Origin of the sequence: Leptolyngbya sp. FACHB-1624 (assembly GCF_047649235.1) — a bacterium.
GTDB classification, from domain to species: Bacteria; Cyanobacteriota; Cyanobacteriia; order Leptolyngbyales; family Leptolyngbyaceae; genus Leptolyngbya; species Leptolyngbya boryana.
In genome coordinates, this window is record NZ_CP180258.1 from 2,151,033 (window position 1) to 2,176,182 (window position 25,150).

Here is a 25,150-nt window from a genome sequence, read left to right on the forward strand (position 1 = left end):
GAACGACTTGCTAATTTAATTATTCGCGTCTGCTTTTGTAGCTGAGGACACTACATCAGATTTTTAGATAGAAATCATACAAGCTACACAAATGAACTACAGACGGGCACGGTTTCCGTTCCGGTTTGGCAAACGGGTATACATTTCCCTGTTATCGAGGCTTAGCCCTTCCTGTGACAGATTCCACCTAGACCTGTTTAAACGAGCCGCTTGCTTGACGCGACATCTCCTCATTTGCGTCTTCTGAAAACGCGGATTTTCCGTCTAGTTCGTTCAGCAATGCTTGAGCAGTGGCGATCTGTTCTGCACTGAATCCAGCTTCGGCAAGGAATTTTAGGAAAGCACGATCGCGATACCGAGAATCCATATTCATTGCTTGCAGATAAATTTGCTTGGCGGAAACGCGATCGCCTTGACCTTGATATGCAATTGCTAAAGCAACCCAAGGATGCGGATTATTCGGCTCTAATTCAGCGGCGCGCTTCGCACATTCGATCGCCCAGTCGTACATGGCAAGCCGTTCGTAAGACAGGCTGAGATTGTAGAACGGAATTTCGTTGTTCGGATTGAGCATGGTTGCCCAAGTATGGGCTGCCACAGCTTGAGCCAAATCGCCATTCACCAAGTAAGCAATGCCGAGCGCATTAAAGGTTTCAATGTTGAATGGATTGTAGAGAATCGCACTTTGCAGCATGTCGATCGCTTCTGTGCGCCGATTGGCGAGATGCAATGTCCAACCGAGTCCAATTCGACCCGCGAGATTTTTTTGATCGAGTTCGACTGCTTTTTGAAAAGACTCGATCGCTTGCGGAAATTGTTCTTGAGTCCGGTACTGAATGCCTCGCTGTCGATAATCTGCCGCTGACTGTGCCCAGGTAGCAGGCGCAGTGAGAACTACGGCAATCAGACTGAGTAAGAAAATACGCATAGAGTTTAACGCGCGATCGCGGCTTCGATTTGAGCAGGAATTGACCGACTGTCTGTGGGCAATTCTGCCACGATTAAGTACCCGGTTGGTTTTGCTCCTAATAAATTCAGTAACCGTGGGACATCGCTGGTTTTGAGTCGTCCTTGCTCGTCGTAGAGTTCAAGTGCAGAAAGACACCCAATCGCAGGATTCCAGCCTGCGCTGTCAGGATAGCGCTGATTGTTGGTAAAGAATCCTGGATCTTCACCGCTGCCATGAATTCTAAATTCACTACGTCCCGCCAGTCCAGCCCAGTAGCTTCCTTGAATCGGAAAATAGTTGCGCCAACTCGGGGGAAGGAGTGCGTTGTAGCCTGGAAGTTTTCCAGCCAAGGTTCCTTTGCGTCCGGGAATAAATTCTCTGACTCCTGGCTCAAACGGTGCGAATAGTTTTGCTAACGGAAAAAAACCATAAGCACGAAAGAAATCAGTATCAGGTTGGGGAATGATTCCTTCAATACGATAAATTCCTTGAGGCGTATACCCGCGTGAAAAATTCCAAGAGAGATTATGCAGCGATCGCGTTAACAAAGGAATCGACCACAATCGCCCATTTTCTCGGACAAATTGCCCGCGTCTGTCTTTGAGAAATGCTGAACAGAGTTGAGCGCGATCGCGACTACAAAAGACATAAAGCTGCTGCTGATTTGGTGCGATCGACCAGTTCAGTAAATCTCTAACGGGAGGTGTTCGATTCGGTGCTGCTAAATCCTGAAAGGTTGTGTAGAGACTGACATTCTCAGACCAGCGGGGAAAGCGTTGAGCAATTTGATTGATCCATTGTTGCTGCTCTTGAACCGTTGCGCCGCCTTTGACTAATGCGGAGAGAGAAAGGGCAACCCAGCGAGGATTTGAACTTTGCGCGATCGTTTGAGTGAATCGTTCTCTTAAAGTCGAAGTGGGATTGGTTGAGTAGAGTTGAGTTCCAACCTGGAGCGCCATTTCGACGATGCGAGTTTGGGGAGGATTGAGTTTTTGCGAGGTAAGGGTGAGAATTTGAGCGATCGAGTCTTGGACATACGCATCTTGAGGTTCGATCACCGCCGTTGCCCAAAGCACTTGCCGCCAGCGTCTTTCGGTCTGCGCGTTAATGGGATTGCGAGTGAGATCGTAGGCAGCAGGCGAAATCAAATTGAGTTGGTCTTGGCGCTGCCGGATTCGGGCTTCGGCAGTAGCGAGGGGAACCGTTTGGCTTTGAGCCGGGAGAGCATTGCCAAGGAAGAGGGCAAAAGCAGCGATGAAAAGCGAATTGCGAGGATTCATAGACCAGTTTGTAGAATACGCCCACCGAATAGAGTCCGGTGGGCAATTTGAGCAATCTGGGCAATGGATTTGACGCACCTATCAGGTAATCACGGTCGGTTTGTCCATGCCCGTTAACGATTTAATCTGAGCAATTGTATCCGCGATCGCAATTAATTCACCCAATGCAACTTGAGGATCATCATTGTGTTTCGTCGGATCAGCTTCGTACCGTTCCACATACAGTCGCAAAGTTGCGCCTTGTGTTCCCGTGCCCGATAGTCTGAACACAATCCGCGACCCATCTGTAAAGCCAATCCGCACGCCTTGTTTCTGGCTGACACTGCCATCAATCGGGTCGGTATAGCTAAAGTCGTCACTGTATTCGACTTCGTAACTGCCGAATTTCTGACCTTTGAGCGTCGGCAATTTGTCGCGCAGTTGAGTGATCAGTGTGTTCGCTCGATCGCTATCGATCGCTTCATAATCATGCCGCGAATAGTAATTTCGTCCGTAAGTCTGCCAATGCTCTTTCATCAGTTCTTCAACTGATTTTCCGGTCACTGCCAGAATGTTTAACCAGAACAAGACCGCCCACAGTCCATCTTTCTCGCGAATATGATTTGATCCGGTTCCAAAGCTCTCTTCACCGCACAGAGTTGCTTTACCTGCATCGAGCAGATTGCCGAAGAACTTCCAACCCGTCGGGGTTTCATAGCAATCAATTCCGAGCTTCGCAGCAACACGATCGGGAGCTTGAGAAGTCGGCATCGATCGCGCAATTCCCGCCAGTCCATTCCGGTAGCCGGGAACTAAGGTCGCATTCGCAGCCAGCACTGCCAAACTATCACTGGGAGTCACAAAGAAATTGCGACCGAGAATCATATTGCGATCGCCATCGCCATCGGATGCGGCTCCAAAATCCGGTGCGTTCTCACCAAACATGACTTCGACTAAATCATGTGCGTAGACCAAATTTGGATCAGGGTGTCCACCGCCAAAATCTTCCAGCGGAACGCCATTTTGAACCGTTCCTTTCGGTGCGCCTAAGCGTTGTTCAAAAATCGCGTGAGCATACGATCCGGTCACGGCATGAAGTGAATCCATGCACATACGGAACTTGCCCGTTGTGAACAATTGACGAATTCGATCGAAATCAAATAGTGATTCCATCAATGCAGCGTAATCAATCACCGAGTCAATCACTTCAACGGTCATGCCTTCAAGCGTTGAAGTGCCGAGAATATCGAGATTGATATCCGGAGCATCGACAATTTTGTATTCGGTGATCGTCTTACTGCGATCGTAAATTGCGTCCGTGACTTTTTCCGGTGCAGGGCCGCCATTGTCGATGTTGTATTTGATGCCAAAATCGCCATCAGGACCACCCGGATTGTGGCTGGCGGATAAAATAATGCCACCAAACGCGTTGTATTTGCGAATCACAGCCGAGGTCGCAGGCGTTGAAAGAATTCCGCCTTGACCAACTTTCACCCGACCAAACCCATTCGCCGCCGCCATTTTCAAAATAATTTGCGTCGCCTGACGATTGTAAAATCGACCATCACCGCCGACAACTAAAGTCTGTCCTTTGAAATCACCAATGCTATCGAAAATCGCTTGGACAAAATTCTCTAAATAGTGGGGCTGTTGAAAGACTGAAACGAGTTTCCGTAAACCTGATGTTCCAGGCTTTTGATCGGAAAACGGTTGCGTTGCTACGGTTTTACAGGTCATTCCAGAACTTCCTTCCTTTTTTCGCTGGCATGTCTGATTGTGCATCAATTCTGCACCAACACAAAACTATCCGGAGGTAGCCACTCTCTTCAGCCGGATGATGAGCGAAATTTCAGCGATCGACGCTCCGCCTTTTTCACAATTATTTATTAATCTGAGGTGATTTTTCTTGCTACCTTATCAGCACATCCGTTCTGCGGTCATGTTATGCAAACTGAAGATATTCAAATCAGAATTGAAGACGATCGTACTGGCTTAGAGATTGAAACCCTAAAACGTGCGATTTTAGATAACCTCTTCTATATTCAAGGCAAGTTTCCTGAGATTGCCACACTGAATGATTACTACATGGCACTGGCATATACGGTGCGCGATCGCTTAATTCACCGTTGGCTGATTAGTTCTCAGACTTATACGAAAGTTCAACCTCGCGAAGTGTGCTATCTCTCGGCTGAGTTTCTCATGGGACCGCATTTAGGCAACAACTTGATTAATCTGGGAATCTACGATCGCATGCGGCAAGCGGTTCAAGAACTCGGATTGAATTTTGAGGCATTGCTCGAACAAGAAGAAGAACCAGGACTCGGCAATGGCGGTTTAGGACGGCTCGCAGCGTGCTATCTCGATTCGATGGCGACGTTGGATATTCCGTCGGTTGGGTATGGCATTCGCTATGAATTTGGCATTTTTGATCAAGATATTCACGACGGATGGCAAGTCGAAATTACAGATAAATGGCTAAAAAATGGCAATCCTTGGGAAATTGCCCGCCCAGAATGGGCATTCGAGGTCAAATTTGGGGGACGAACCGAGCGTTACACCGATGAAAAAGGGCGGAGTCGGGTGAAATGGATTCCCGATCGTATGGTGCAGGGTGTGCCTTACGATACGCCGATTCTAGGCTATGAAACGAGTAGTACGAATACCTTGCGGCTTTGGTCAGCCCAAGCAGTCGAGTCATTTGATTTCAGAGCCTTTAATGCAGGCGATTACTATGGGGCAGTTGGTAACAAAGTCTTTTCTGAAAATCTCTCGAAGGTTCTTTATCCGAATGATGAGCAGATCCAGGGTAAGCAGTTGCGCTTAGAGCAGCAGTATTTCTTTGTGTCCTGTTCGCTGCAAGATATGATTCGGACACATTGCGATCGCCGAGGATTACCGATCTCGATATTCCACGAGAAATTTACGGTGCAACTGAATGATACGCATCCCGCGATCGCAGTTGCAGAATTAATGCGATTACTGCTCGATGAACATGGCATCGAGTGGGATCAGGCGTGGCACATTACACAAAATACAATGGCGTATACGAATCATACGCTGTTACCTGAAGCGTTGGAGCGCTGGGCAGTTGGGCTGTTTGGGTCTTTACTGCCTCGGCATTTGGAAATTATTTATGAGATTAACGGGCGATTTCTCAATGAAGTGCGATTGAGATATCCGAAAGATGACGATCGCATTCGGCGCATGTCGATCATTGATGAAAGTGGCGATCGCTATGTGAGAATGGCGCATTTAGCAACATTGGGCAGCTATTCGATCAATGGAGTTGCTGAACTGCATACTCAATTGCTCAAGCAAGATGTCTTGCACGATTTTGCCGAGATGTATCCGGAGCGCTTCAACAATAAAACCAACGGGGTAACACCGCGCCGATTTATGGTGCTGAGTAATCCGAGATTAACAAAACTGATTACCAGTAAAATCGGCGATCACTGGATTAGAAATCTACAAGAACTCCGCAAACTCGAATCCTTTGTAGAAGATTCAGAATTTAGAAATGAATGGCGGCAAATCAAGCAATCGATTAAACAAGATCTCGCAAACTATATTCAAGAGCAAAATGGCATCGAAGTGAATGTTGATTCAATCTTTGACATTCAAGCGAAGCGATTTCATGAATACAAGCGTCAGCACTTGAATGTATTGCACATTATTACGCTTTATAATCGTCTCAAAGCGAATCCTAATCTAGACATTACGCCCCGCACCTTTATCTTTGGTGGCAAAGCTGCACCTGGCTATCAGATGGCGAAATTAATCATTAAATTGATTAATTCGGTTGCAGATGTCGTGAATTCTGATCCGGATGTTCGCGATCGCATTAAGGTCGTTTTCCTCAAAGATTACAACGTCAAATTTGCACAGCGCGTTTATCCGGCTGCTGATTTGTCTGAGCAGATTTCAACTGCTGGAAAAGAAGCTTCTGGCACAGGCAACATGAAGTTCTCAATGAATGGAGCCTTAACGATCGGAACCCTTGACGGCGCGAACATTGAAATTCGTGAGGAAGTCGGAGCCGAGAATTTCTTTTTGTTTGGGCTAACGGCTTCAGAAGTTTCCCAAATCAAAGCGAAAGGCTACGATCCGATGCAGTACTACATCGCCAATTCAGAATTGAAGGCTGCTATCGATCGCATTAATTCTGGCTTTTTCTCCAAAGGTGATGCAGCACTTTTCAAACCGTTGGTCGGTTCATTGATGTATCAAGATCCCTATCTGCTCTTTGCGGATTATCAATCTTATATTGACGTTCAAACGCAAGTGGGCGAGGCTTATCGCGATCAAGACCACTGGACGCGCATGTCCATTTTAAATACAGCGCGGATGGGGAAATTTTCCAGCGATCGCTCGATTCGCGAATATGTGAAAGAAGTCTGGAAGATCGACCCACTGAAAATCTGTCCTCCGAATGAACCCTGTTCGATTCATTGTCCTGATACTTTGATGTAAAAGTTATTCTCTGAATCATGGCATTAACGCTCTACTTCATCCGCCACGGTGAAACGGTCTATAGTCGCAGCGGCGGATTCTGCGGCTCGCTCGATCCCGACCTCACCCCTGAAGGACTCGAAATGGCAGAAGCCTTTGCCGCAGCCTATTCCCATCTCGACTGGACAGCCGCCTATGTCAGCCCGATGAAACGCACGATCGCGACTGCAAAGCCGCTCTGTGACGCAGTTGGACTAGAAATGCAATTACGAGACGGATTAAAAGAACTTCAATTTGGTGAATGGGAAGGCAAAACTCAAGACGAGGTTCGGAAAAATGATTCAGAGAACTATATAGACTGGATGACAGAACCCGCCTGGAATCCTCCCCCTGGCGGAGAAACAGCAGTCCAGATTGATAGCCGATCAGAACTCGTCATTTCTGAAATTACCGCAACTCATAAATCAGGCAATGTCTTAGTTGTCTCACATAAATCCACGTTGCGGATTGTGCTGTGTGGATTGCTCGGCATTGATTTAGGGCGATATCGCGATCGCATCGACATGCCTGCGGCTTCTGTCAGTGTGGTGGAATTCGGCAAATATGGGCCGCAATTGAAACGACTGGGCGATCGCTCTTTTATGAGTGAAAGTTTACGATCGCGCCCAGGAACATGAATAAGCAAGCATAAAACGATGCTTGCTCATTTCCTTTCATTCAAAAGTTTAATCATGTCCAAGGGTTCGCAATGCCAAACTGTGGCTAAACTTGAAAATCGTAGGCTTCAGAACCCACATTATGCTGCACGAACTCATGCACGATACAGACAATAATGGATACAAATCCTTCGAGCTACCCGGCGCACGTCCGCACTACAATCCCGATCGCCCTGGACAAGTTGAGCATATTGCGCTCGATTTGATTTTCGACATCCCGAATCAAAGCTATCGAGGCACTTGCAAGATTCGGTTGAACCCAGTTCGCAACCAGATCGATCGATTAACGTTAGATGCAGTCAATCTCAATATTGAAAAGATTACGATCGACAACGTTTCACAGCCGTTTGACTATGACGGAGAGCTATTAAACATTCAGCTAAAACAGCCGACTAAAATTGCAGAAAGAATCGAGTTAGTCATTGCCTATCACGTCGAGAAACCTCAACGCGGTATCTACTTCATTGCTCCAGACGAACATTATCCGAATAAGCCGACTCAAGTTTGGACGCAAGGCGAAGATGAAGATTCGCGGTTTTGGTTTCCCTGCTTTGACTATCCTGGACAGCTTGCTACTTCTGAAATTCGCGTCGAGATTCCAAAACCTTTTATCGCTGTTTCAAACGGTGATCTGATTGCTACTGAAGACAAAGGTGACACCCAAATCTTCCATTGGTATCAGCGAGAAATTCATCCGACTTATCTGATGACGTTAGCGATCGGAGATTTTGCCGAACTACGCGATGAATGGAACGGCAAACCTGTCACTTACTATGTCGAGAAAGGACGAGAAGATCAAGCTCGTCTGAGCATGAGTAAAACGCCTCGCATGATTGAGTTTTATAGTCAAAAGTATGGCTACTCTTATGCTTTCCCCAAATATGCTCAAGTCTGCGTCGATGACTTCATTTTTGGAGGGATGGAGAATACCTCGACAACATTACTCACCGATCGCTGTTTACTCGACGAACGTGCCGCGATCGACAATCGCAGTACCGAATCTTTAGTTGCTCACGAACTTGCGCATCAGTGGTTTGGCGATTTGATCGTGATCAAGCACTGGTCACATGCGTGGATCAAAGAAGGCATGGCTTCTTACGCAGAAGTTATGTGGTTCGAGGAAGAATATGGGCGAGAAGAAGCCCTGTATTACTTACTGGGTCAAGCGAGACAGTATTTAGATGAAGACTCCTCGCGCTATCGGCGATCGCTCGTAACTCATGTGTATCGAGAAGCGATCGAGCTTTACGATCGACATATCTATGAAAAAGGGTCGTGTGTCTATCACATGATTCGAGCAGAACTTGGTGATGAACTGTTTTACAGCGCGATCGCAACTTTCCTCAAAGACAATGCTCATCGCACCGTAGAAACGATCGATTTACTCAGAGCGATCGAGAAAACAACCGGGCGCAATCTTACCTTCTTGTTTGATCAATATGTCTATCGCGGTGGACATCCCGATTTCAAACTTGGCTACAGCTATGACGCAGATAGCAACCTAGCAAAGATTACGGTGACTCAAACTCAACCCGACTTATTTGATCTGAGAATCCCGATCGCGCTTCGCTACATTGATGGTGAACCGAAACTCTTGAAAGTTCGAGTGCATGAAAAAGAGCAAAGCTTTTACTTCCCCTGCGATCGCAAGCCTGATTTCATTAGCTTTGATGTCGATAACTATCACCTTAAAACAGTAGCTCTAGAGTATCCGCTGCCAGAACTCAAAGCACAATTGCATCATGACCCTGATCCTGTTTCCAGAATTTATGCAGCACAAGCGATCGCGAAAAAAGGCGGACTCGAAGCAGTCAAAGCACTTTCTGATGCTTTGCAAAACGATCCATTCTGGGGAGTTCGTGCTGAAGTCGCAGAAAGCCTAGCCACGATCAAACTCGATCAAGCCGTTGAAGCTGTGCTTGCTGGATTGAGCGATCCTGAAGCACGAGTGAGAAAATCGATCGTCACAAGCCTCGCTCAAATTGCAACGCCGGAAAGCTACAAAGCACTCGCTACAATCGTTGAAAAAGGCGATGCGAGTTACTACACCGAAGCTGCCGCACTTCGGAGTTTCGGGAAAGTAGCTGCATCAGGTCTGAGTGATTCTTCAGAAGCAGACACGTTAAGCTTGATCGACTCCGTTCTCAAGCAGCGTCAAGGTTGGAATGAAATTGTTCGAGCAGGCGCGATCGGAGCACTGAGCCAACTCAAAACGTCTGAATCTGCCCTGAATCTCATTCTGGACTACACGCAACCCGGCGTACCTCAACCTCTGCGTCTTGCTGCAATTCGAGCACTTGGCGCAATCTCAACCGGACAAGACAAGCTCAACTTAGAGCGCATTCTCGATCGACTGAAAGTTCTCTCGCGTGAGACATTCTTCCTAACTCAAGTCGCGGTTGCAGTCGCCCTAGGACAAATGGAAACAACAAAAGCGATCGCAGTTCTGCAATCGCTTGCGGATCAAACCCCTGATGGTCGCGTTCGCCGCATTGCCGAAGAATCCATTCAAACGGTGCAAAAAAATGCAGGTTCTGACAAAGCTCTCAAACAGCTTCGAGAAGAACTCGATCAACTCAAGCAAGAAAACCAGGATCTCAAGAGTCGCCTAGAAAATCTAGAAGCCAAGGCAAAGTAGCAACATCAGAAAAGCCCTTCTCGGGCTTTTCTAATTTCGATCGAGTTGATTTCTAAATCCCGAGAAAGTCCTAACTTGCTAGAACTTGACTAACGTGAATTCGGAATAAGGGATTTCGCTCTTGTGCCGATGCGAATTCCATTCGCCAGTCGCCCAAACGTTAACCCGAACTGACGTTGACTACGTTTAACGCCCCAACTCTCTAGATCGTCATAGACTGACTCGGAACTCCAAAATCGATATAAAGATGTGAAGTGCTTAATAGGACACCCCCCGGTACTTGCGCATCGGAGGTTGTTGCGGAGAAGGCACGTCAGATGCAGATGAATCCGGAACTTCAATCGCCGGAGAAGCATAGGGGACTCCTCGATACTTGCGTATCGGAGGTTGTTGCGGAGAAGGCACGTCGGCTGCGGGTGACTCCGGAACCTCGATCGTCGATGGCTCTACCGGAATCGCCTCAGCCTGCTCCAACTCTGCCAACTCAGGTTGCACCACTTGTGTCGCTTGATCAGGATCGAGAATACTCGTCTCGGTCACTGGCAGTATGCTAACCGTGTCTTGGGGTGGTTGATTGAGCGAGATCACTTCGGTAACATGTGCTGCGATCGGAGCAGCAGGGGAGGGCTTCACTTCTCGCCAGGTCATATAGCCTGTTTCCATCTCAACCACGAGGCAGAAGGTTGTCTCGTCATCTTGCTGCCGCAACTGCTCAATGACACGCTGATAGACACGTTGAGACACATTGAAATCTTCAACAAACGTTCTGCCTTGAAAGAGCAGCCGATTATCTTCTGTCTTGGGCAACGCTTCTAACTCATGTGGACTGAATTGAAATACTTTCATAAGCAGCTACTTACAAGCGATTCAAGGTACTTGTGACCATCCGAAGCTAACACTATCTTCGGTTGTGCTGATGCTGACCCTGGAGCTAGGCTTCCAAAATACAATTGCAAGGCTTAAATTCAATGCCTATTACGATGCTGTATTCGTTAGCGTATCACATGAAAAATGGTATGTATATCGGACTCTTCCCAAGTTTGAGTGAAGGTGGCAACCCATGCAAGTTGAAACCTTAACCCATTCATCACTTGCTCTCGTTGTACTCACCCATAAGCGATGAATTTACATGCTCCCGTCTCCTCCCCACTCCGCAAAATGAATGCCATCAACTAGCATCCAAAACTTAACCCCAAGGAGGGATAGCCGACAGCGCAATTTTGTGTGTGCAAAGCCTGACATCCCCATGCCATATCCGTACGCCACGTTACATATCCGCGAAAGAATGTTTGATACCATACATCCTTGGTGAATTTCATTTGGTGTGAGGAAAAATGGCAAATTCTATTCGACACTGGAAGCTGTGGTTAGCAGCTCCAGTCGCGTTATGTTGGATGCAATCTGCTCAAGCGTCAGAAAAAGTCCAAGTTTCTAATTCAGCGATCGAGGCAGCGAATTTACACGCGATCGTCGATAAAGCAAAATCCGATGTAAAAGATGCAACTCCGGGTTTTGAGCGTGTTCTAAGCGTTTCCGAACTCAATGCGCCTGATACTCAAACTCCGGCTGAGATGGCTCAAGTCACCTCAGTCTCTCAACTGACCGATGTTCGCCCGACTGATTGGGCATTCCAAGCCTTGCAGTCTCTCGTCGAGCGCTACGGCTGTATTGCAGGCTATCCCGATAAAACTTATCGCGGCAACCGCGCACTAACCCGCTACGAATTTGCAGCAGGTCTAAATGCTTGTCTCGATCGTGTCAACGAACTGATCGCCGCTTCAACTGCTGATCTGGTTAAAAAAGAAGACCTTGACGCGCTACAAAAGCTGCAAGAACAATTCGCTGCCGAACTTGCAACCTTACGTGGTCGCGTGGACTCTCTCGAAGCCCGCACCACTACCCTTGAGAAACAGCAATTCTCAACTACGACAAAACTGTTCGGAAACGTCTGGTTCAATATCACAGGTGCAGGTGCAAACCGCGATGTCGTCTTTGAAGGTCCTGCAGGTAGCGGAAACAATACAGAAGGACGATTCTTTGCAACGCGAACGAATGGACAGCCGACTCGAGTTGTCGCTGAAGATCCAGAAATTACAGCAAGTTTCTTGGCTTGGTTAACGTTAGTCACGTCATTTAGCGGGAAAGATCAGTTAGTTACTCAGCTAGCATCTGGTAACGGTCGATCGCCCTACAACCAATACGCTTCAGCAGGCTTTTACAATGCCAGCGGCGTTCCTTTCTTCGATCAAACGGCTGGGACAACCAATGGAGTCAGCGACATCATTATCCGGGACTTGTTCTATAGCTTCCCGCTCAATGATGCAATTAAAGTGACGGTCGGCCCTCGCATCAACTGGTATCGCCACTTTGATGGCAACCGCTTCTTGTCCATCTTTGGCTCTGGAGCAAGCTTTGATACCTCGAATAGTACTCAGTCGAATACAATCGACCGCGGTTCCGGTGCAGTTGTAGAATGGCAACTGAACAGGCAACTCAAGCTTGCGGTGGGCTATCTGGGTGAGAACACTGAATTTCTTCCTTCCCAATTTGGCTTCAATACCTCTAGCTCTCCCAGATTTGGACTCTTTGGCGGCACGAATACTGCATCTGCGGAACTCACCTATTCTCCGAGTAGTAATATTAACTTGAGCCTGCAATATAACTATTCGCGAATTCAAGCCTACGGTGGACAAGTGGGAGGCGCGATCGGTGAACCAATCCCTTATGGCTATCTGGATGCAGGTCCCGGTTTCTCAGAAGGTGGAATCGGAGGCGGTCTACGCTATGCTACAGCCAGTATGTTCGGCGTGAATTTTGACTGGTTGATTACGCCTGGAATTGGGCTGTTTGGACGCTATAGCTTTGCGAATCTCACCCTGAATCCGATCGATGCCAAAGTGAGAACACAATCGTTCCAAGTTGGGGCAGCTTTCCCAGATTTGGGTAAAAAAGGCGCGCAAGCAACAGTGGCATTTGTGATGCCGATGGACATTACGAGAGGTCGCCAATTCTTCGCTTCTGGGGGTGGAGACGGCGGAACGCAGTATGAGCTAGAAGCCTCATATTTCTACCCACTTTCGGAAAAAATCGCGATCGTGCCGACGTTCTATGCGATTTTCAATCCCAACAACTTTGAAAGCAACCCAACCGTGTTTGTCGGTAATATTCGCACCCAGTTCAGCTTCTAGAAGTCTCTAATGCAATGACTAAAATCCCCTCAATAAATGAGGGGATTTTTTTAGCCTAAGCGGTTCAAAACATAGCGCTAAGAATATGATTTCTCGTTGCTATCGGATACAGTGTCGATCGCGTGCCAGACCCATACGAGTAGTCCGCTGCATGAGTGGGAAGAACTCAGACTCAGATTGCTCCCTATCTCCCCATCTCCCCATCTGATCAAAATAAACTCCTAGTCTTGCGGAACCCAAACAGAAACCGAACCTCCATTACAGCGGAATTCGCCCCAACCATGCTCGTTTGTCGTCACAGGCTCACCGACATGTTCAGTAATATCAATGTAAGTGCGATTGGGTTGTCCCACTTCCATATACTTACTTCCGCCTTCACCATTGCTGAGTAAAACTGCCACACCACCCGGATACTCTTCATTACCCAAGCGCGTCCAACCGACTAAATTCGGATGATCAAAGTAATCATATTGGTCGCCATAAGCAAACTCTCGCCGCGCTACTAAGAACTTGTCAATCAGCCAGCGATGGCTATCCATCCAAATCTCATACTCATTCCCATCATTGCCTCTATCTTTGTAACAGGCTCCATAGTAATCAGGATAAAAGATACAAGGATAGCCCTGTGCTCTGAGTAAAATTAACGCATATGCTAATGGCTTAAACCAAGATTCAACCGGAGACTCCAGCGACTGTAACGACTGAGAATCATGGTTATCAACTAACGTTACTGCAAGTGCGGGTTGCTGCTGTACCAAAGTATTATCAAAAATTTGGCGCATATCATAACTATCTCCTGCTTGGCTCGCTGCATGGAAGTTATAGTGCAACGGCGCATCAAACAGTGCGACTCGACCATCCGTGACATCTAAGAAGTAGTGCAACGCATCGACTTCAGCAGACCAGTACTCACCAACTGAGAATAAATCCCTTTGAGCATAATGCCGCACATGCTCAAACCATTCTTTGAAAAACCCTGCTTTCACATGCTTCACTGCATCAAAGCGAAACCCATCGACACCCGTTGTATCGATATACCATTCTCCCCAACGCTTGAGTTCTTCGCGCACCTCAGGATTGTCCATATCCAGGTCACAGCCCATGAGATAGTCGAAGCTACCTTTCTCAAGGTCAACATTCGCATCAAACTGCTTGCCTTTAAGCAGGTAGATTGCATTTTGGTCTGCTTCATCTGCATTGTAATCGATCGCATCAAAGTGCCACCAATGCCATTCCATATCCGAGTACTTGCCATTACGTCCTGGAAAGGTGAAATGTGTCCAAGCTCGAATTGGCTTGTACTCCCCAATCACTTCTCCTCGATTGTCTGGATTGAACGGGGTTGCTTCTACTTCTTCTTCTGCATCTGCACCCATACGATGATTGAATACCACATCAGCATAGACCTGCAATCCCGCATCATGAGCTGCTTTAATTGCTTTTAAGTATTCATCTTTGGTTCCATACTTAGTCCGAACGCTGCCCTTTTGATCAAATTCACCCAGATCATAGAGGTCATACACGCCATACCCAACCTCGTATCCTCCACCCAACCCTTTGTAAGCAGGAGGCAACCAGAGCGACGTAATGCCAGCATTTGCTAGTTCTTCAGCATTCTCGGTCAATTCATTCCAGAAATTTCCATCCGGTGAATTATACCAATGGAAATATTGCATCATCACGCCATTTGGTTCAGACATAGATTTTTTTGTTGAATTGCTTATCATGTCTGCATTCTAGGCTGCGACTCTTCTGAAAGCTATCTATCCCAAGAGAAATTTATTTCGTTAATTCGTAGAGTTGCACTCTACCTAGGGTGAGATCTTTCAATCAAAAAAAGCGCGATCGCAGTAAGCGATCGCGCTTTTTTCCCTAAATTTGAACCTTAAACTTTGAACCTTAAACGTCGGAACCTGAACTACTTTGATTTGCGACAATCCCTAACACTGAAATTCGAGCGGTCTGCAAGGTATCTAGCATCTGCCGCAGATCTTCACGATCGGTTTTTCCTAATCTGGTTACGACTAACATACCATCAGTGTGATTTGCGAGCAGACTACTATCTGCAAAGTTCAACAATGGGGGAGCATCAAAAATCACGAGGTCATACATCGCTTTGAAATAGTCATTCAGGCGCTGCATTTTCTGAGAGGACAGCAATCGTGTCGGATCAAGTGGTATTTTTCCACCAACAAGCACCGAGAAATTCGTTGGCTCTACTGCTGCACGATCGACATTTCCTGCCGTTGCCAATGCATTGATCCGCTGTACGACATCTTGAGGATTTAGATTTCTCGCAATCAGTTCTGTTAACCCTTGCTCATTTGAAACTTCTAAGCGATCTGCAATTTGAGGACTCCGCAAATCCGTGTCCACGAGCAAGACTCTTTGACCCATCGCCGCCGCCGCCTGAGCGAGATAAAGTGCCACGGTAGTCTTGCCATCTCCCGCAGTTGGAGAACTGACCACGAGCGATCGCACAGGATGATCAGTATTGAGCAAACAAAGATTCGTGTAGAGCGATCGAAACGATTCTGTAAATTGTGAATATTGACTGAGATCGTACCTGGGGTGATCGCTCTGCATCGTTTGTAAAATCTGCGGCATCGCACCCCGTCCCAAAGGATTTGTTTCGTGCGGAACCACGCCCAAAACTGGCAGTTTCGAGAGCTTTTTCACATCAGTCACTGTCCGCAACCGCTTGTCAAAGCGTTCAGACATTAAAGCCGCCGCAACCCCTAACAGCAATCCTGCGATCGCGCCTAAGATCAAATTACGTTCTCGCGATTCCTTGGGACTTGTCGGAAGTTCAGGTGGCGCAATCAGTTGCCAAGGAATTTCTTTCTGTGCTGCCTCAATTTGTAGCGTTTCACGAGTTTGCAGGAGGCGATTTAAACTTTCAGTCGCAACCGTGCGCTCGCGATCGAGATCTGTAAACACGCGTGAGAGCACAGGAACTCGTTGAACTTCTCCATTCCAGTAGGCTTCTGCTTGATTGAGAACCTGCTGTCGTGTTGCTAAGACGGATAACTCGGTTCCTAGCTTTGCTACTTGATTGCCTAACACACGCTGAGCTTCTTGACGCAATACGGGCAATAAACTATCTCGCTGCTGGCGAAGTACCCGAATCTCAGCATTATCGTCCTGAAATCGAGTCGATTCAATCGCGAGTTTACTCTCTAACTCACGCAGCTTATCCAGAACTCTTTGATAGGCTGCATCACCTGCTAGGGCGGACATTGCTCCTTCACGCTCTTGCAGGCTATTGTACTGCCGCTGCATTTCGGCAACTTGCTTATCGGTATCGAGTTTTTGCTGAGAAAGTGACTGAATTTGACTACTGACCTGTCCAGCTAAAGACTCTGGCGCAATAAAGTTGTTCTGCTGTCGGAAAGCTTGCAGTTGTCGTTGTAAGCTATCGACTCGTCTGCGCGTCTCTGCAATTTGGCGATCCACGAAAGTAATGCCATAACTCAAATTACTTTCGCGCTCTTTCTGGCTGTACCTTAAATAGCCGTCTGCTACTTTCTCTAAAATAAATTTGGCACGCTCAGGATCTGGACTCACATAAGCCACTTGGATCAGCTTGGTATCCTCTAGGTGCTCGACCCTAAGGTTGGCTATGAGTTCACCATAAGAGATGTCGGGATAACGAGTGTTGATCTGAGCGACGATCGGTTGGAGCAGCTTTGGACTCTGCAACACTTGAACTTGAGTCGCATAGTCGATCCCATCTTTTTCGTTGGTGGTGAGGGGTTCACGAGTCTGCTGAGTTTGCCGATTCACTGGCTCGATCAAGAGTTGAAATCCACTCTCATAAGTCGAAGGCTGATTCCACGTGATTGCCCAAGTTGCTGCGGTGGTTGCTGCCGTCACACCAGCAATCAGAACGAGCCTGCGCAGTAATACGTCAAAAAGCTGTCCGGACTCCTCTCCCACTTCGGAAGATACTGAGTTTTGCAAATACTCAGGGAGTGGCGACTTTTTGCCATTTTGGGAGATCGCTGAGGGGATGGTCTGGTTTTCCATTGAGACACCTAGGGAAAAGTCGGAGGTCGGTTCCAAAAGTCAAGCAAATCTGGCACAGGTGACGGGTGAAGGCAGCTTATAGCCCGAACAAGAAGCGGAAAGGCAAGACTTGGAATACGGGTCTGAGAATGTTTTCGAGCGTATCCCCTGTTTTGGCTGCACCACTACGATCGACAACGAGCACATCGCCATTCTGTAACAGCGGATTGCCTTGCTCATCAATGCCGCGCGATAGATCGATCGAGACGTCACGACGTGTGACGCTGCCATTCGCATTCAAGCGCACTAACTCAACTCGACGGCGATTCGCTTGACGCGTAAATCCACCTGCGGTCAGCAAAGCTTGGTTGAGCGGCGTATTCATAGGTACTTCAATTTGCCCGGGTCGGGTGACTTCACCGACAACCGTAACCTTGACTAAGCCTGCAAAGCTCGCATCTCCGAGTTCTCTTGCCTGTTCAGGATTGATTGCGAGTGCAGTTGGAATAGTGATGGTATCGCCTTGCTGAAGAACGAGATCTTGATTTAAATCGCCGGACTTGAGCAATTGCCACAGGTCAACACTGATTGACTGGGGGGTGCCAGTGCGCGTAGTCCGACTGACTTTGACTTCTTTGAGGTTGGCTAACTGCTTGATGCCTCCCGCTTCTCGAATCGCGGCTGAGAGAGTCGGAGTTTTATCTTTTAGAGTGTAAGGTCCCGGACGCAACACTTCACCTACGATCGCAATACTGACAGGCTGAGTCGAACTGACGCTAAAGTTCGCATCTGCCATCTGAGTTGCTTCTGCTAAATTCACAGTATTGGAGGCGGGAATGAACACTGAATCGCCGTCTCGAAGGGTGAGATCTTGACGAATGTTGCCTGTGGTGAAGAGTTCCCACATATCCAAGCGAATTTGCTGGTCGGGACCGGATCGCTGAGGACGACGCACAATCACCTGCCGGGCATTTGCCGATCGATTCATCCCACCCGCTTCTCGAATCAATTTTGTGACCGTGGGAAACTTACCGTCGGTGGCGGTCAAAGAGTAGGTTCCAGGTTTGCTGACTTCACCTGCGATCGCGAGATTTAATGGGCGCGATGCCATTAGGCTGAGATCGACGACCGGACTTTTGAGCAAACGCGCATATCGAGCCGCGATCGCGCTTTGCGCTTGCCGCAGGGTTAAGCCGCTGACCGAAAGGCTGCCCGCGCGATGCAGCGTGAGTGTTCCATTCACGAGAACCGTATATTCTTTGCTGTACTCCGGGACATTAAAGATTTCAACGCGCACTCGATCGCCTGCACCCAACGTGTAGGAATCGGCGTCGGCGGCATCGGCTGATGCGGTGTTCTGAACGGTTTCAAATGTGAAAGATGGAGAGGTTGTGGGAGGTAGAGGGCTGCTTTGAGCAAGTTCGGGAGGCAAGGGACTGCTTTGAGCAATCGGTGCGATCTCAGCACTGGCAAGTTTCGGCAGCGGGGTTGCAGTTTTGGCAATGAGAGCCTCTGACTCGATAGGATTAGTACGCTGCAACTGACGATGGATATAAGTTGCAGTATCAGCACGGCTCACAATATCGCGAGGGCGGCGCAGAGTCGCAAGAGACTTGGAGCGGTTCGAGGCTTGATTGACGACTGCCCTAAACTGCGCGTCCGTAATCTTCTCATTTGGACGGAATGTGCCATCACTGTATCCCTTCATGATTCCTTGCTGCATCAGGGCTGTAATGTGGGCTTGGGCACGGTGTCCTTGAATGTCTTTTGCAACCTTATTATTTTGAGTATTTTGAGTATTGTTTGCCGCTGTAACTTTCTGAGGAGTAGGTTCTTCGTCTACACCGGAAGCCGCAGCGATTCGCGGTGGTGGGGGAGGCGCTGTGTTCGCGAGATTTAAGGTGGCATCGACGAGTGCATCGATCGGCAGTTGATTAACATCGACAACGCGCAGCCGATTCGGGGTGACACTCACTTGAGGAGGTTGCCGCAGAGTCGGAGTGGCAAAGTTCAGCTGAGGTGCCTCTTTCAGAGAATTTTTGGGTGAGGACGAGGCGGCAGGATTCGGAACGAGGGGCGGGGTTTCAGCAGAAAACAAACTTTCTGGTTGCGAAAGTGCCATAGCGCTGCTGGGCAGTGAAGCAGGCACAGCAGTAGGATTGCGCTTTGACTTGGCATTATTAGGAGTAGCGCTCGGTGTTTTTGCATCAGAACGTGTCAGTTCTTGGGCAACGACTGCTGCGAAAGCCCCTAAAGCAAGGAGCGAAATACGAGTAGGGGTTAATTTCAACTTCATAAGCTCACGGGGTTGAACTTTGCTACACCAACATTGAGGAAATTGAGAGGGAGCCTTCAAAACGATCGCGACCTCTACAGATGCACACGACTACTGATACAGTGATTCTTCGGATAGATCAGGATAAATTTCTACTTGTTATAAAAACCACATAAATAGTTTTCCTGATGCTCCGTGTCTGTACGAGATTGATTTGGGTATATACCCGGTAAATTTGAGGAATAGAGCAGGAAAACCTGGATGATTCGGGAGCCAAAATTACTCAGTTTCAATCAGGGTAAGACAAATCAGCAGGTTCCGCCCGTGAATAAAAACACGGAGATTTCCGTAGAATCCTCCGTGTTTTTATTTATTGATGAACTTGAAATGCGTGAGCACAGCCAGGGGTTGGGGTTGCTCAATCAGGTGTAACTGCTGCCCGTAGCGATCGACAAAATTCCTCAATAGATTTCAATCCTTCTGCAGGCGTTCCTTCCGAAAGTCTTTTCACAAAGGCACTGCCGACGATCGCAGCATCTGATCCCCAGTTCATCACCTGTTTGGCTTGTTCGGGCTGAGAAATTCCGAATCCGACTCCGATCGGTTTATCGGTGACTTGCCGCATTTCGGCAATCAGATCTTTGACGCGCGATTCCATTTGTGTTCGCATTCCGGTGACACCTGTGGTACTCACCAGATAAATGAATCCTTGAGACTGCTCGGCGATCGCCATAATCCGTTCTTTTGGACTCGTCGGTGCAACGAGCAATGTCAATTCAATGCCATATTCTTTTGCAGGTTTCAAGAGCGTTTCAGCTTCTTCTAAGGGCAAATCGGGTACGACTAGACCTTTTGCTCCAACTTCTGCAATATCTTTCAAAAATTTCTCAATTCCCCGGTTCAGAATCGGGTTGTAATACGTAAACAGAATAATCGGCGCACGCAGGTTCGGAGCCGATTGTTTGACCAGTTGGAGGACATCTTCTAGACGGGTTCCTTGGGCAAGCGATCGCGTTGCGGCAGCCTGAATCACCGGACCATCTGCCAAGGGATCGGAATAGGGTACGCCCAATTCAATTAAATCGGCTCCGCTGCGATCGAGAATTTCCAGCGCTTTGGCAGTGGTTTCTAAATCCGGATCTCCGGCAGTTAAAAAGGGAATCAACGCACACTGAGCCTGATTCCGAAGCCGCTCAAAGCATTCCGACACTGAAGACATCTCAACCCTCTAGATTTGACAACTTCAGTAGCGTACTGCAAATCTGGGTCGGAATTTCAAGACTTTTCCTGTTCAATTTCGGCTTGAAGTTTTTCTAATTCTTCAGGCGTTAATTCTTCGAGTCGTTTTTGCAGGACAGCTTCTTCATAGTCGCGCAGTTGCTGGTTGTAAGTCATATTTTTCGACAGGACGCGGGTGAGATAGCTGATCAGCCATCCGATTAAGCCGCCGACGAGTAAAACCTGACTCCAAATTCCGGCGCTAAATTGATCCAGACCTACGCCCTGAAAAATCAGGTACGCAAGTCCGCCCGCAAGAAATACGCCAAATGTTATCCCGATCGCATCAATCCGCCGCATTCTACGCCTCGATTTGTCGCGCTTTCGGTCTGAAATTCAAAAATGGAGCAAGAACCAGCATTCCTGGGAAGAAAAAGAAGACTAAGAAATACATGAAGCCCCGCTCGATCGAACTGGCAACGTACCATCTCGATTTGAGGTAGAAAAAGATCACTAAGGGCACAACGAGTAGATAAGCGCCACCGAGAGCGAGGTATAGAAGTGCTACGTCCATCTATTTCAACCGAATACTAACGTTTCTATCCTACCGCTTTTCTTCGATCGCGCTTCGTGATCCCCATAGTGAAATGTAAAGTGCGATCGTTTTACAAATTTCTATGCTAATTGTGCGATTCTAGTGATATCCTTGGAAAGCTTCCGATTTCGAGTTTGAAATTCAGGACGCAAATCTTGGGGGCGTGGCGGAATGGTAGACGCTACGGACTTAAAATCCGTTGACCGCAAGGTCGTAAGGGTTCAAGTCCCTTCGCCCCCATTCTTCAATTTTAGAAACTGAATAGAAAGCTGCAGGTTTTACGCACAGAACGATTAGACCTATCGATTTTGTCAGAGGCTCTAGACGGAGTTGCCTATATGATCTAAAGTCCATAGAAATTTGGAAATTCAGATCATGACAAAACTCAAGGTAGGATTGCTGTTTGGTGGGCGTTCTGGAGAACATGAAGTGTCGATCGCATCGGCTCGATCGATTGCCCAAGCCTTGAGTGACCCTGCCAACGTGGAGAAATATGATTTGATGCCGTTCTATATTCAGAAGGACGGGCAATGGCGCTCTCCTGATATTGCGCGATCGGTGCTGGAGTCTGGGGCGCTGGAGTGTGACGATCAGGCGACGAATCTCTGGAAGTTTCCTATTGAGGCAGAACAGGTCGATGTTTGGTTCCCGATTTTACACGGGCCAAATGGAGAAGATGGCACAATTCAAGGCTTATTGACATTGATGCAAAAGCCGTTCGTCGGATCAGGGGTGATGGGATCTGCGGTTGGCATGGATAAGATCGCTATGAAAATGGCGTTCGCTGAGGTGGGACTGCCGCAGGTGAGATATTTGGCAGTGAGTCGAGCAGAGGTATATTCCAATCCTTGCGTCTTTCCTAAATTGTGCGATCGCATTGAATCGGAACTGGGCTATCCCTGTTTTGTCAAACCTGCGAATTTAGGATCGTCGGTGGGCATCTCGAAAGTCCGCACACGGGCAGAATTGGAAGCGGCTTTGAATAGTGCCGCGAGTTATGATCGACGAATCATCGTCGAAGCAGGCGTAGTTGCGCGAGAAGTGGAAGTGGCAGTGCTCGGCAATGATCAAGCCAAAGCTTCCGTTGTGGGTGAGATTACGTTTGATAGTGATTTTTACGATTACGAAACAAAATACACAGCGGGTAAATCTTCGCATACAATTCCAGCGAATCTGCCCGATGAAGTCGTAAGTTTGATCCAGGAACGCGCTTTGCAGGCGTTTCATGCGATCGATTGTGCAGGACTCAGCCGGGTCGATTTCTTTTATGTCGAATCGACTGGAGAGGTCTTGATTAATGAAATCAATACTCTGCCTGGATTTACTGCAACCAGCATGTACCCGATGATGTGGGCTGCATCGGGAATTCCTTATCCAGAGCTAGTCGATCGCTTGATTCAGCTTGCATTGGAGCAATAAATACGCTGGAGGTGTGAATCCGTGAAACGAAAATTTTTGGTCGTCATTCTTGTCCTTTTCGCTTGCATTGGAGGAACGATGTCCCACGCTGGAGCCACACCTTCAAATCAGCAAATTCTAGCCATTCTCAAACAACGAGTTGAACAGGAAAAACAAATGCCTGGAATCGTTGTTGGAATCATCGATCGCAAAGGTCGCCGTCTGATTCAGTACAGCCTTGCCGATTCAAAAGTAGACGGCGATACTCTCTTTGAGATTGGTTCGATTAGTAAGGTCTTTACAGCGATCGCGCTGACCCAGATGGCAGAGCGGGGAGAGCTAAAACTTGATGATCCGATTTCTAAGTTTCTCCCAGTCAAAACGCCAACTCGAAACGGTAAAACAATTTCGTTGTTGAATCTAGCAACGCATACGTCTGGTTTACCACGCTTACCGGATAATCTCGCTCCCAAAGATGAGAGCAATCCCTATGCAGATTACACTGTCGAGCAACTTTATACTTTTCTCCGAAACTATCAACTCACGCGAGATATCGGCACACAGTACGAGTACTCGAATCTAGGAGCAGGTTTACTGGGTCATATTTTGAGTTTGAAAGCAGGCGTGAACTATGAAACCCTAATTAAAACTCGGATTGCTCATCCTTTGAAGATGAATGATACGGCAATTCAACTGACTCCAAAACAGCAAGCTCGTTTTACGAAAGGACATAATACCTTTGGTAAACCTGTTTCTTATTGGGATTTGCCAACCTTAGCAGGAGCGGGAGGATTGCGATCGACGACGAATGATCTTTTAAATTTCTTAGCTGTAAACCTACAATTACAACCCTCTGCGCTGAATGCCACTCTGCAAAAAACACATGTTCCTCAACATTCGACACCAACGCCAGAGATGCAAATCGCGATCGGGTGGCATGTTCTCAACCACAAAGGAACAGAAATCATCATGCATGATGGTGGGACAGGTGGATTTCGCAGCTTTATTGGCTTTGTGAAGAACAAAGGAATCGGTGTAGTCGTCCTCTCGAACTCTGAAAATGATATCAATGACATTGGATTACATCTTTTAGATGAGCGCATTCCTTTAGCAAAGCGTGAAGCGCCAAAGCAACGAAAAGCGATCGCAATTAATCCCAAACTGTTAGATGCTTATGTGGGTCGCTATCAATTGGCTCCGGATTTTGTGCTTGCGATTACGAAAGAGCAAAATCGCCTGTTTCTCCAAGCAACAAAGCAACCCAAGGTTGAACTGTTTGCAGAAGCAGAAACACAGTTCTTCATTACAGAACTGGATGTTCAAGTTACGTTTGTTCGCAACCCACAAGGCAGTGTGAATCAACTGATTTTGCGCCAAAATGGGCAGAATCTTCCGGCGAAAAGACTAAATTAACAAGGATTGCGGTAGATTATTGCAGGTCAATCACCGGAAAACTTCGCTATGAATCGTGAAATGCAAGTCAAATTCTCCAAAGTTCTTCGGTACTTGCGCTATTACCCCCAAGATTTGTGGCGAGTTTTGCAATTTTGGGTTGTTCATCTTTTGAAAAAGCGAGATGAGAGCAACCACACCTATGTAAAGCATCTCTATCAGTATTTTTTGAAAAAGCGCGATCGCCAATCTGATATCGATTTCTACACATCACAACTCGATCAAGGTAAAGTCTCGCGCTTAGGTCTGCTATTTTCCTTTTTGATGATTCCTGCAAGTTGGGAACAAAAGTTCTTTCACACCCAGGGGAACTATGCTCATCATCAAGCCCGACTCACACTGATTCAAACTGCGCTCCCTGCGGCTGAGAGAATTTTGGATCTCGGAGGAGCAGGTCTTGAGCCACAGGGAAGCTTACTGACAATGGGTTATCCGCATTGTCCTAAGCAAATTGATATTGTTGACTTACCGATCGAGCAACGGTTTTTTCAATCAGATACCCCTCTGATTCAGCAACATACAACCGAGCAAGGCACTCAGATTTACTATCACTACATCTCGATGACTGACCTCTCGACGTTTGCGGATCAAACGTTTGATTTAGTGTGGTCGGGACAGAGCATTGAGCATATTACGCAAGCAGAAGCAGATCGGGTGATTCAAGAAGTGTATCGAGTCCTCAAACCAGGCGGATACTTTTGTTTAGATACTCCAAATCGTCAGCTAACTATCTTGCAAGTTCGACAAGGCTTTATTCATCCAGAACATAAGTTTGAGTATACGCCGAGTGAATTAGCTGAAAAATTAAGCGATCGAGGATTTCATGTCATTGAGCAAAAAGCAGTTTCTCCGATGCCAATGAGCTATGAAACAGGTCGATTTAGTCGATTAGAGTTAATTCATGCAATTGGCTTGGGAGATGTGCCAGAGCTAGGATACTCGTTCTATCTCAGCAGTCGAAAATAGAATTCGCTATGATCGTAGATACTCTTTGAAAGGGTCAAC

General features: G+C 47.4%; 17 protein-coding genes and 1 tRNA gene. 8 read left to right on the forward strand and 10 right to left on the reverse strand.

Annotated elements, in window-relative coordinates:
• Window positions 1-187: 187 nt before the first annotated feature.
• The 3 genes from ACMUEV_RS09915 to ACMUEV_RS09925 all read right to left on the reverse strand — a co-directional run bounded on the left by ACMUEV_RS09915 (window position 188) and on the right by ACMUEV_RS09925 (window position 3,945).
• Window positions 188-928: a tetratricopeptide repeat protein gene (locus ACMUEV_RS09915; RefSeq protein WP_190648163.1), complete on the reverse strand. Its 741-nt coding sequence runs from the start codon at window positions 926-928 to the stop codon at window positions 188-190.
• A gap of 5 nt (window positions 929-933) precedes the next feature.
• The gene (locus ACMUEV_RS09920; protein WP_190648161.1) at window positions 934-2,229 is read right to left on the reverse strand and encodes a hypothetical protein; all 1,296 of its coding nucleotides are present in this window, start codon (window positions 2,227-2,229) and stop codon (window positions 934-936) included.
• An 81-nt stretch (window positions 2,230-2,310) separates the two neighbouring features.
• Window positions 2,311-3,945, reverse strand: coding sequence for an alpha-D-glucose phosphate-specific phosphoglucomutase (locus ACMUEV_RS09925; protein WP_017289258.1), 1,635 nt, complete (start codon window positions 3,943-3,945; stop codon window positions 2,311-2,313).
• 207 nt (window positions 3,946-4,152) lie between these two features.
• Between ACMUEV_RS09925 and ACMUEV_RS09930 the strand changes: the two genes are divergently transcribed.
• From ACMUEV_RS09930 to ACMUEV_RS09940, 3 genes are all read left to right on the forward strand, one after another.
• The gene (locus ACMUEV_RS09930; protein ID WP_190648159.1) at window positions 4,153-6,678 is read left to right on the forward strand and encodes a glycogen/starch/alpha-glucan phosphorylase; all 2,526 of its coding nucleotides are present in this window, start codon (window positions 4,153-4,155) and stop codon (window positions 6,676-6,678) included.
• Window positions 6,679-6,695: 17 nt separating this feature from the next.
• Complete coding sequence (locus ACMUEV_RS09935; RefSeq protein ID WP_190648157.1) at window positions 6,696-7,334, forward strand: histidine phosphatase family protein; 639 nt, start codon at window positions 6,696-6,698, stop codon at window positions 7,332-7,334.
• Between the two features lie 121 nt (window positions 7,335-7,455).
• A complete protein-coding gene (locus ACMUEV_RS09940; RefSeq protein WP_190648155.1) occupies window positions 7,456-10,011 on the forward strand; it encodes a M1 family metallopeptidase in 2,556 nt (851 codons plus the stop codon).
• 258 nt (window positions 10,012-10,269) lie between these two features.
• Here ACMUEV_RS09940 and ACMUEV_RS09945 read toward each other — a convergent pair whose 3' ends face one another.
• Window positions 10,270-10,857 (reverse strand): hypothetical protein, encoded by a 588-nt coding sequence (locus ACMUEV_RS09945; protein WP_190648153.1) that lies wholly within the window; start codon window positions 10,855-10,857, stop codon window positions 10,270-10,272.
• Window positions 10,858-11,345: 488 nt separating this feature from the next.
• Between ACMUEV_RS09945 and ACMUEV_RS09950 the strand changes: the two genes are divergently transcribed.
• Window positions 11,346-13,199, forward strand: a complete 1,854-nt coding sequence (locus ACMUEV_RS09950) for an iron uptake porin (protein WP_190648150.1) — start codon at window positions 11,346-11,348, stop codon at window positions 13,197-13,199.
• A gap of 221 nt (window positions 13,200-13,420) precedes the next feature.
• Here the strand turns inward: ACMUEV_RS09950 and ACMUEV_RS09955 are convergent, their stop codons facing one another.
• The 6 genes from ACMUEV_RS09955 to ndhL all read right to left on the reverse strand — a co-directional run bounded on the left by ACMUEV_RS09955 (window position 13,421) and on the right by ndhL (window position 21,274).
• Window positions 13,421-14,899, reverse strand: a complete 1,479-nt coding sequence (locus tag ACMUEV_RS09955; protein ID WP_190648149.1) for an alpha-amylase — start codon at window positions 14,897-14,899, stop codon at window positions 13,421-13,423.
• A 199-nt stretch (window positions 14,900-15,098) separates the two neighbouring features.
• Entirely contained in the window at window positions 15,099-17,228 is a 2,130-nt protein-coding gene (locus tag ACMUEV_RS09960) for a GumC family protein (RefSeq protein ID WP_190648146.1), read from the reverse strand.
• Window positions 17,229-17,304: 76 nt separating this feature from the next.
• On the reverse strand, window positions 17,305-19,503 hold the full coding sequence (locus ACMUEV_RS09965; protein ID WP_190648144.1) for an SLBB domain-containing protein: 2,199 nt from the start codon (window positions 19,501-19,503) through the stop codon (window positions 17,305-17,307).
• Window positions 19,504-19,900: 397 nt separating this feature from the next.
• Complete coding sequence (gene trpA, locus ACMUEV_RS09970; protein ID WP_190648142.1) at window positions 19,901-20,701, reverse strand: tryptophan synthase subunit alpha; 801 nt, start codon at window positions 20,699-20,701, stop codon at window positions 19,901-19,903.
• A 56-nt stretch (window positions 20,702-20,757) separates the two neighbouring features.
• A complete protein-coding gene (locus ACMUEV_RS09975; RefSeq protein ID WP_017289247.1) occupies window positions 20,758-21,060 on the reverse strand; it encodes a DUF3007 family protein in 303 nt (100 codons plus the stop codon).
• Between the two features lies 1 nt (window position 21,061).
• Window positions 21,062-21,274, reverse strand: coding sequence for an NAD(P)H-quinone oxidoreductase subunit L (gene ndhL / locus ACMUEV_RS09980; RefSeq protein WP_017289246.1), 213 nt, complete (start codon window positions 21,272-21,274; stop codon window positions 21,062-21,064).
• 178 nt (window positions 21,275-21,452) lie between these two features.
• On the opposite strand from ndhL, the gene ACMUEV_RS09985 reads away from it, so the two are divergent.
• The 4 genes from ACMUEV_RS09985 (at window position 21,453) to ACMUEV_RS10000 (ending at window position 25,111) form a co-directional block, all read left to right on the forward strand.
• A tRNA-Leu gene (locus ACMUEV_RS09985) sits at window positions 21,453-21,535 on the forward strand.
• Window positions 21,536-21,670: 135 nt separating this feature from the next.
• On the forward strand, window positions 21,671-22,714 hold the full coding sequence (locus tag ACMUEV_RS09990; protein WP_190648141.1) for a D-alanine--D-alanine ligase family protein: 1,044 nt from the start codon (window positions 21,671-21,673) through the stop codon (window positions 22,712-22,714).
• Window positions 22,715-22,735: 21 nt separating this feature from the next.
• Window positions 22,736-24,106: a serine hydrolase gene (locus ACMUEV_RS09995; RefSeq protein WP_190648139.1), complete on the forward strand. Its 1,371-nt coding sequence runs from the start codon at window positions 22,736-22,738 to the stop codon at window positions 24,104-24,106.
• A 48-nt stretch (window positions 24,107-24,154) separates the two neighbouring features.
• Window positions 24,155-25,111, forward strand: a complete 957-nt coding sequence (locus ACMUEV_RS10000) for a methyltransferase domain-containing protein (protein ID WP_190648138.1) — start codon at window positions 24,155-24,157, stop codon at window positions 25,109-25,111.
• The last annotated feature ends 39 nt before the right edge of the window (window positions 25,112-25,150 follow it).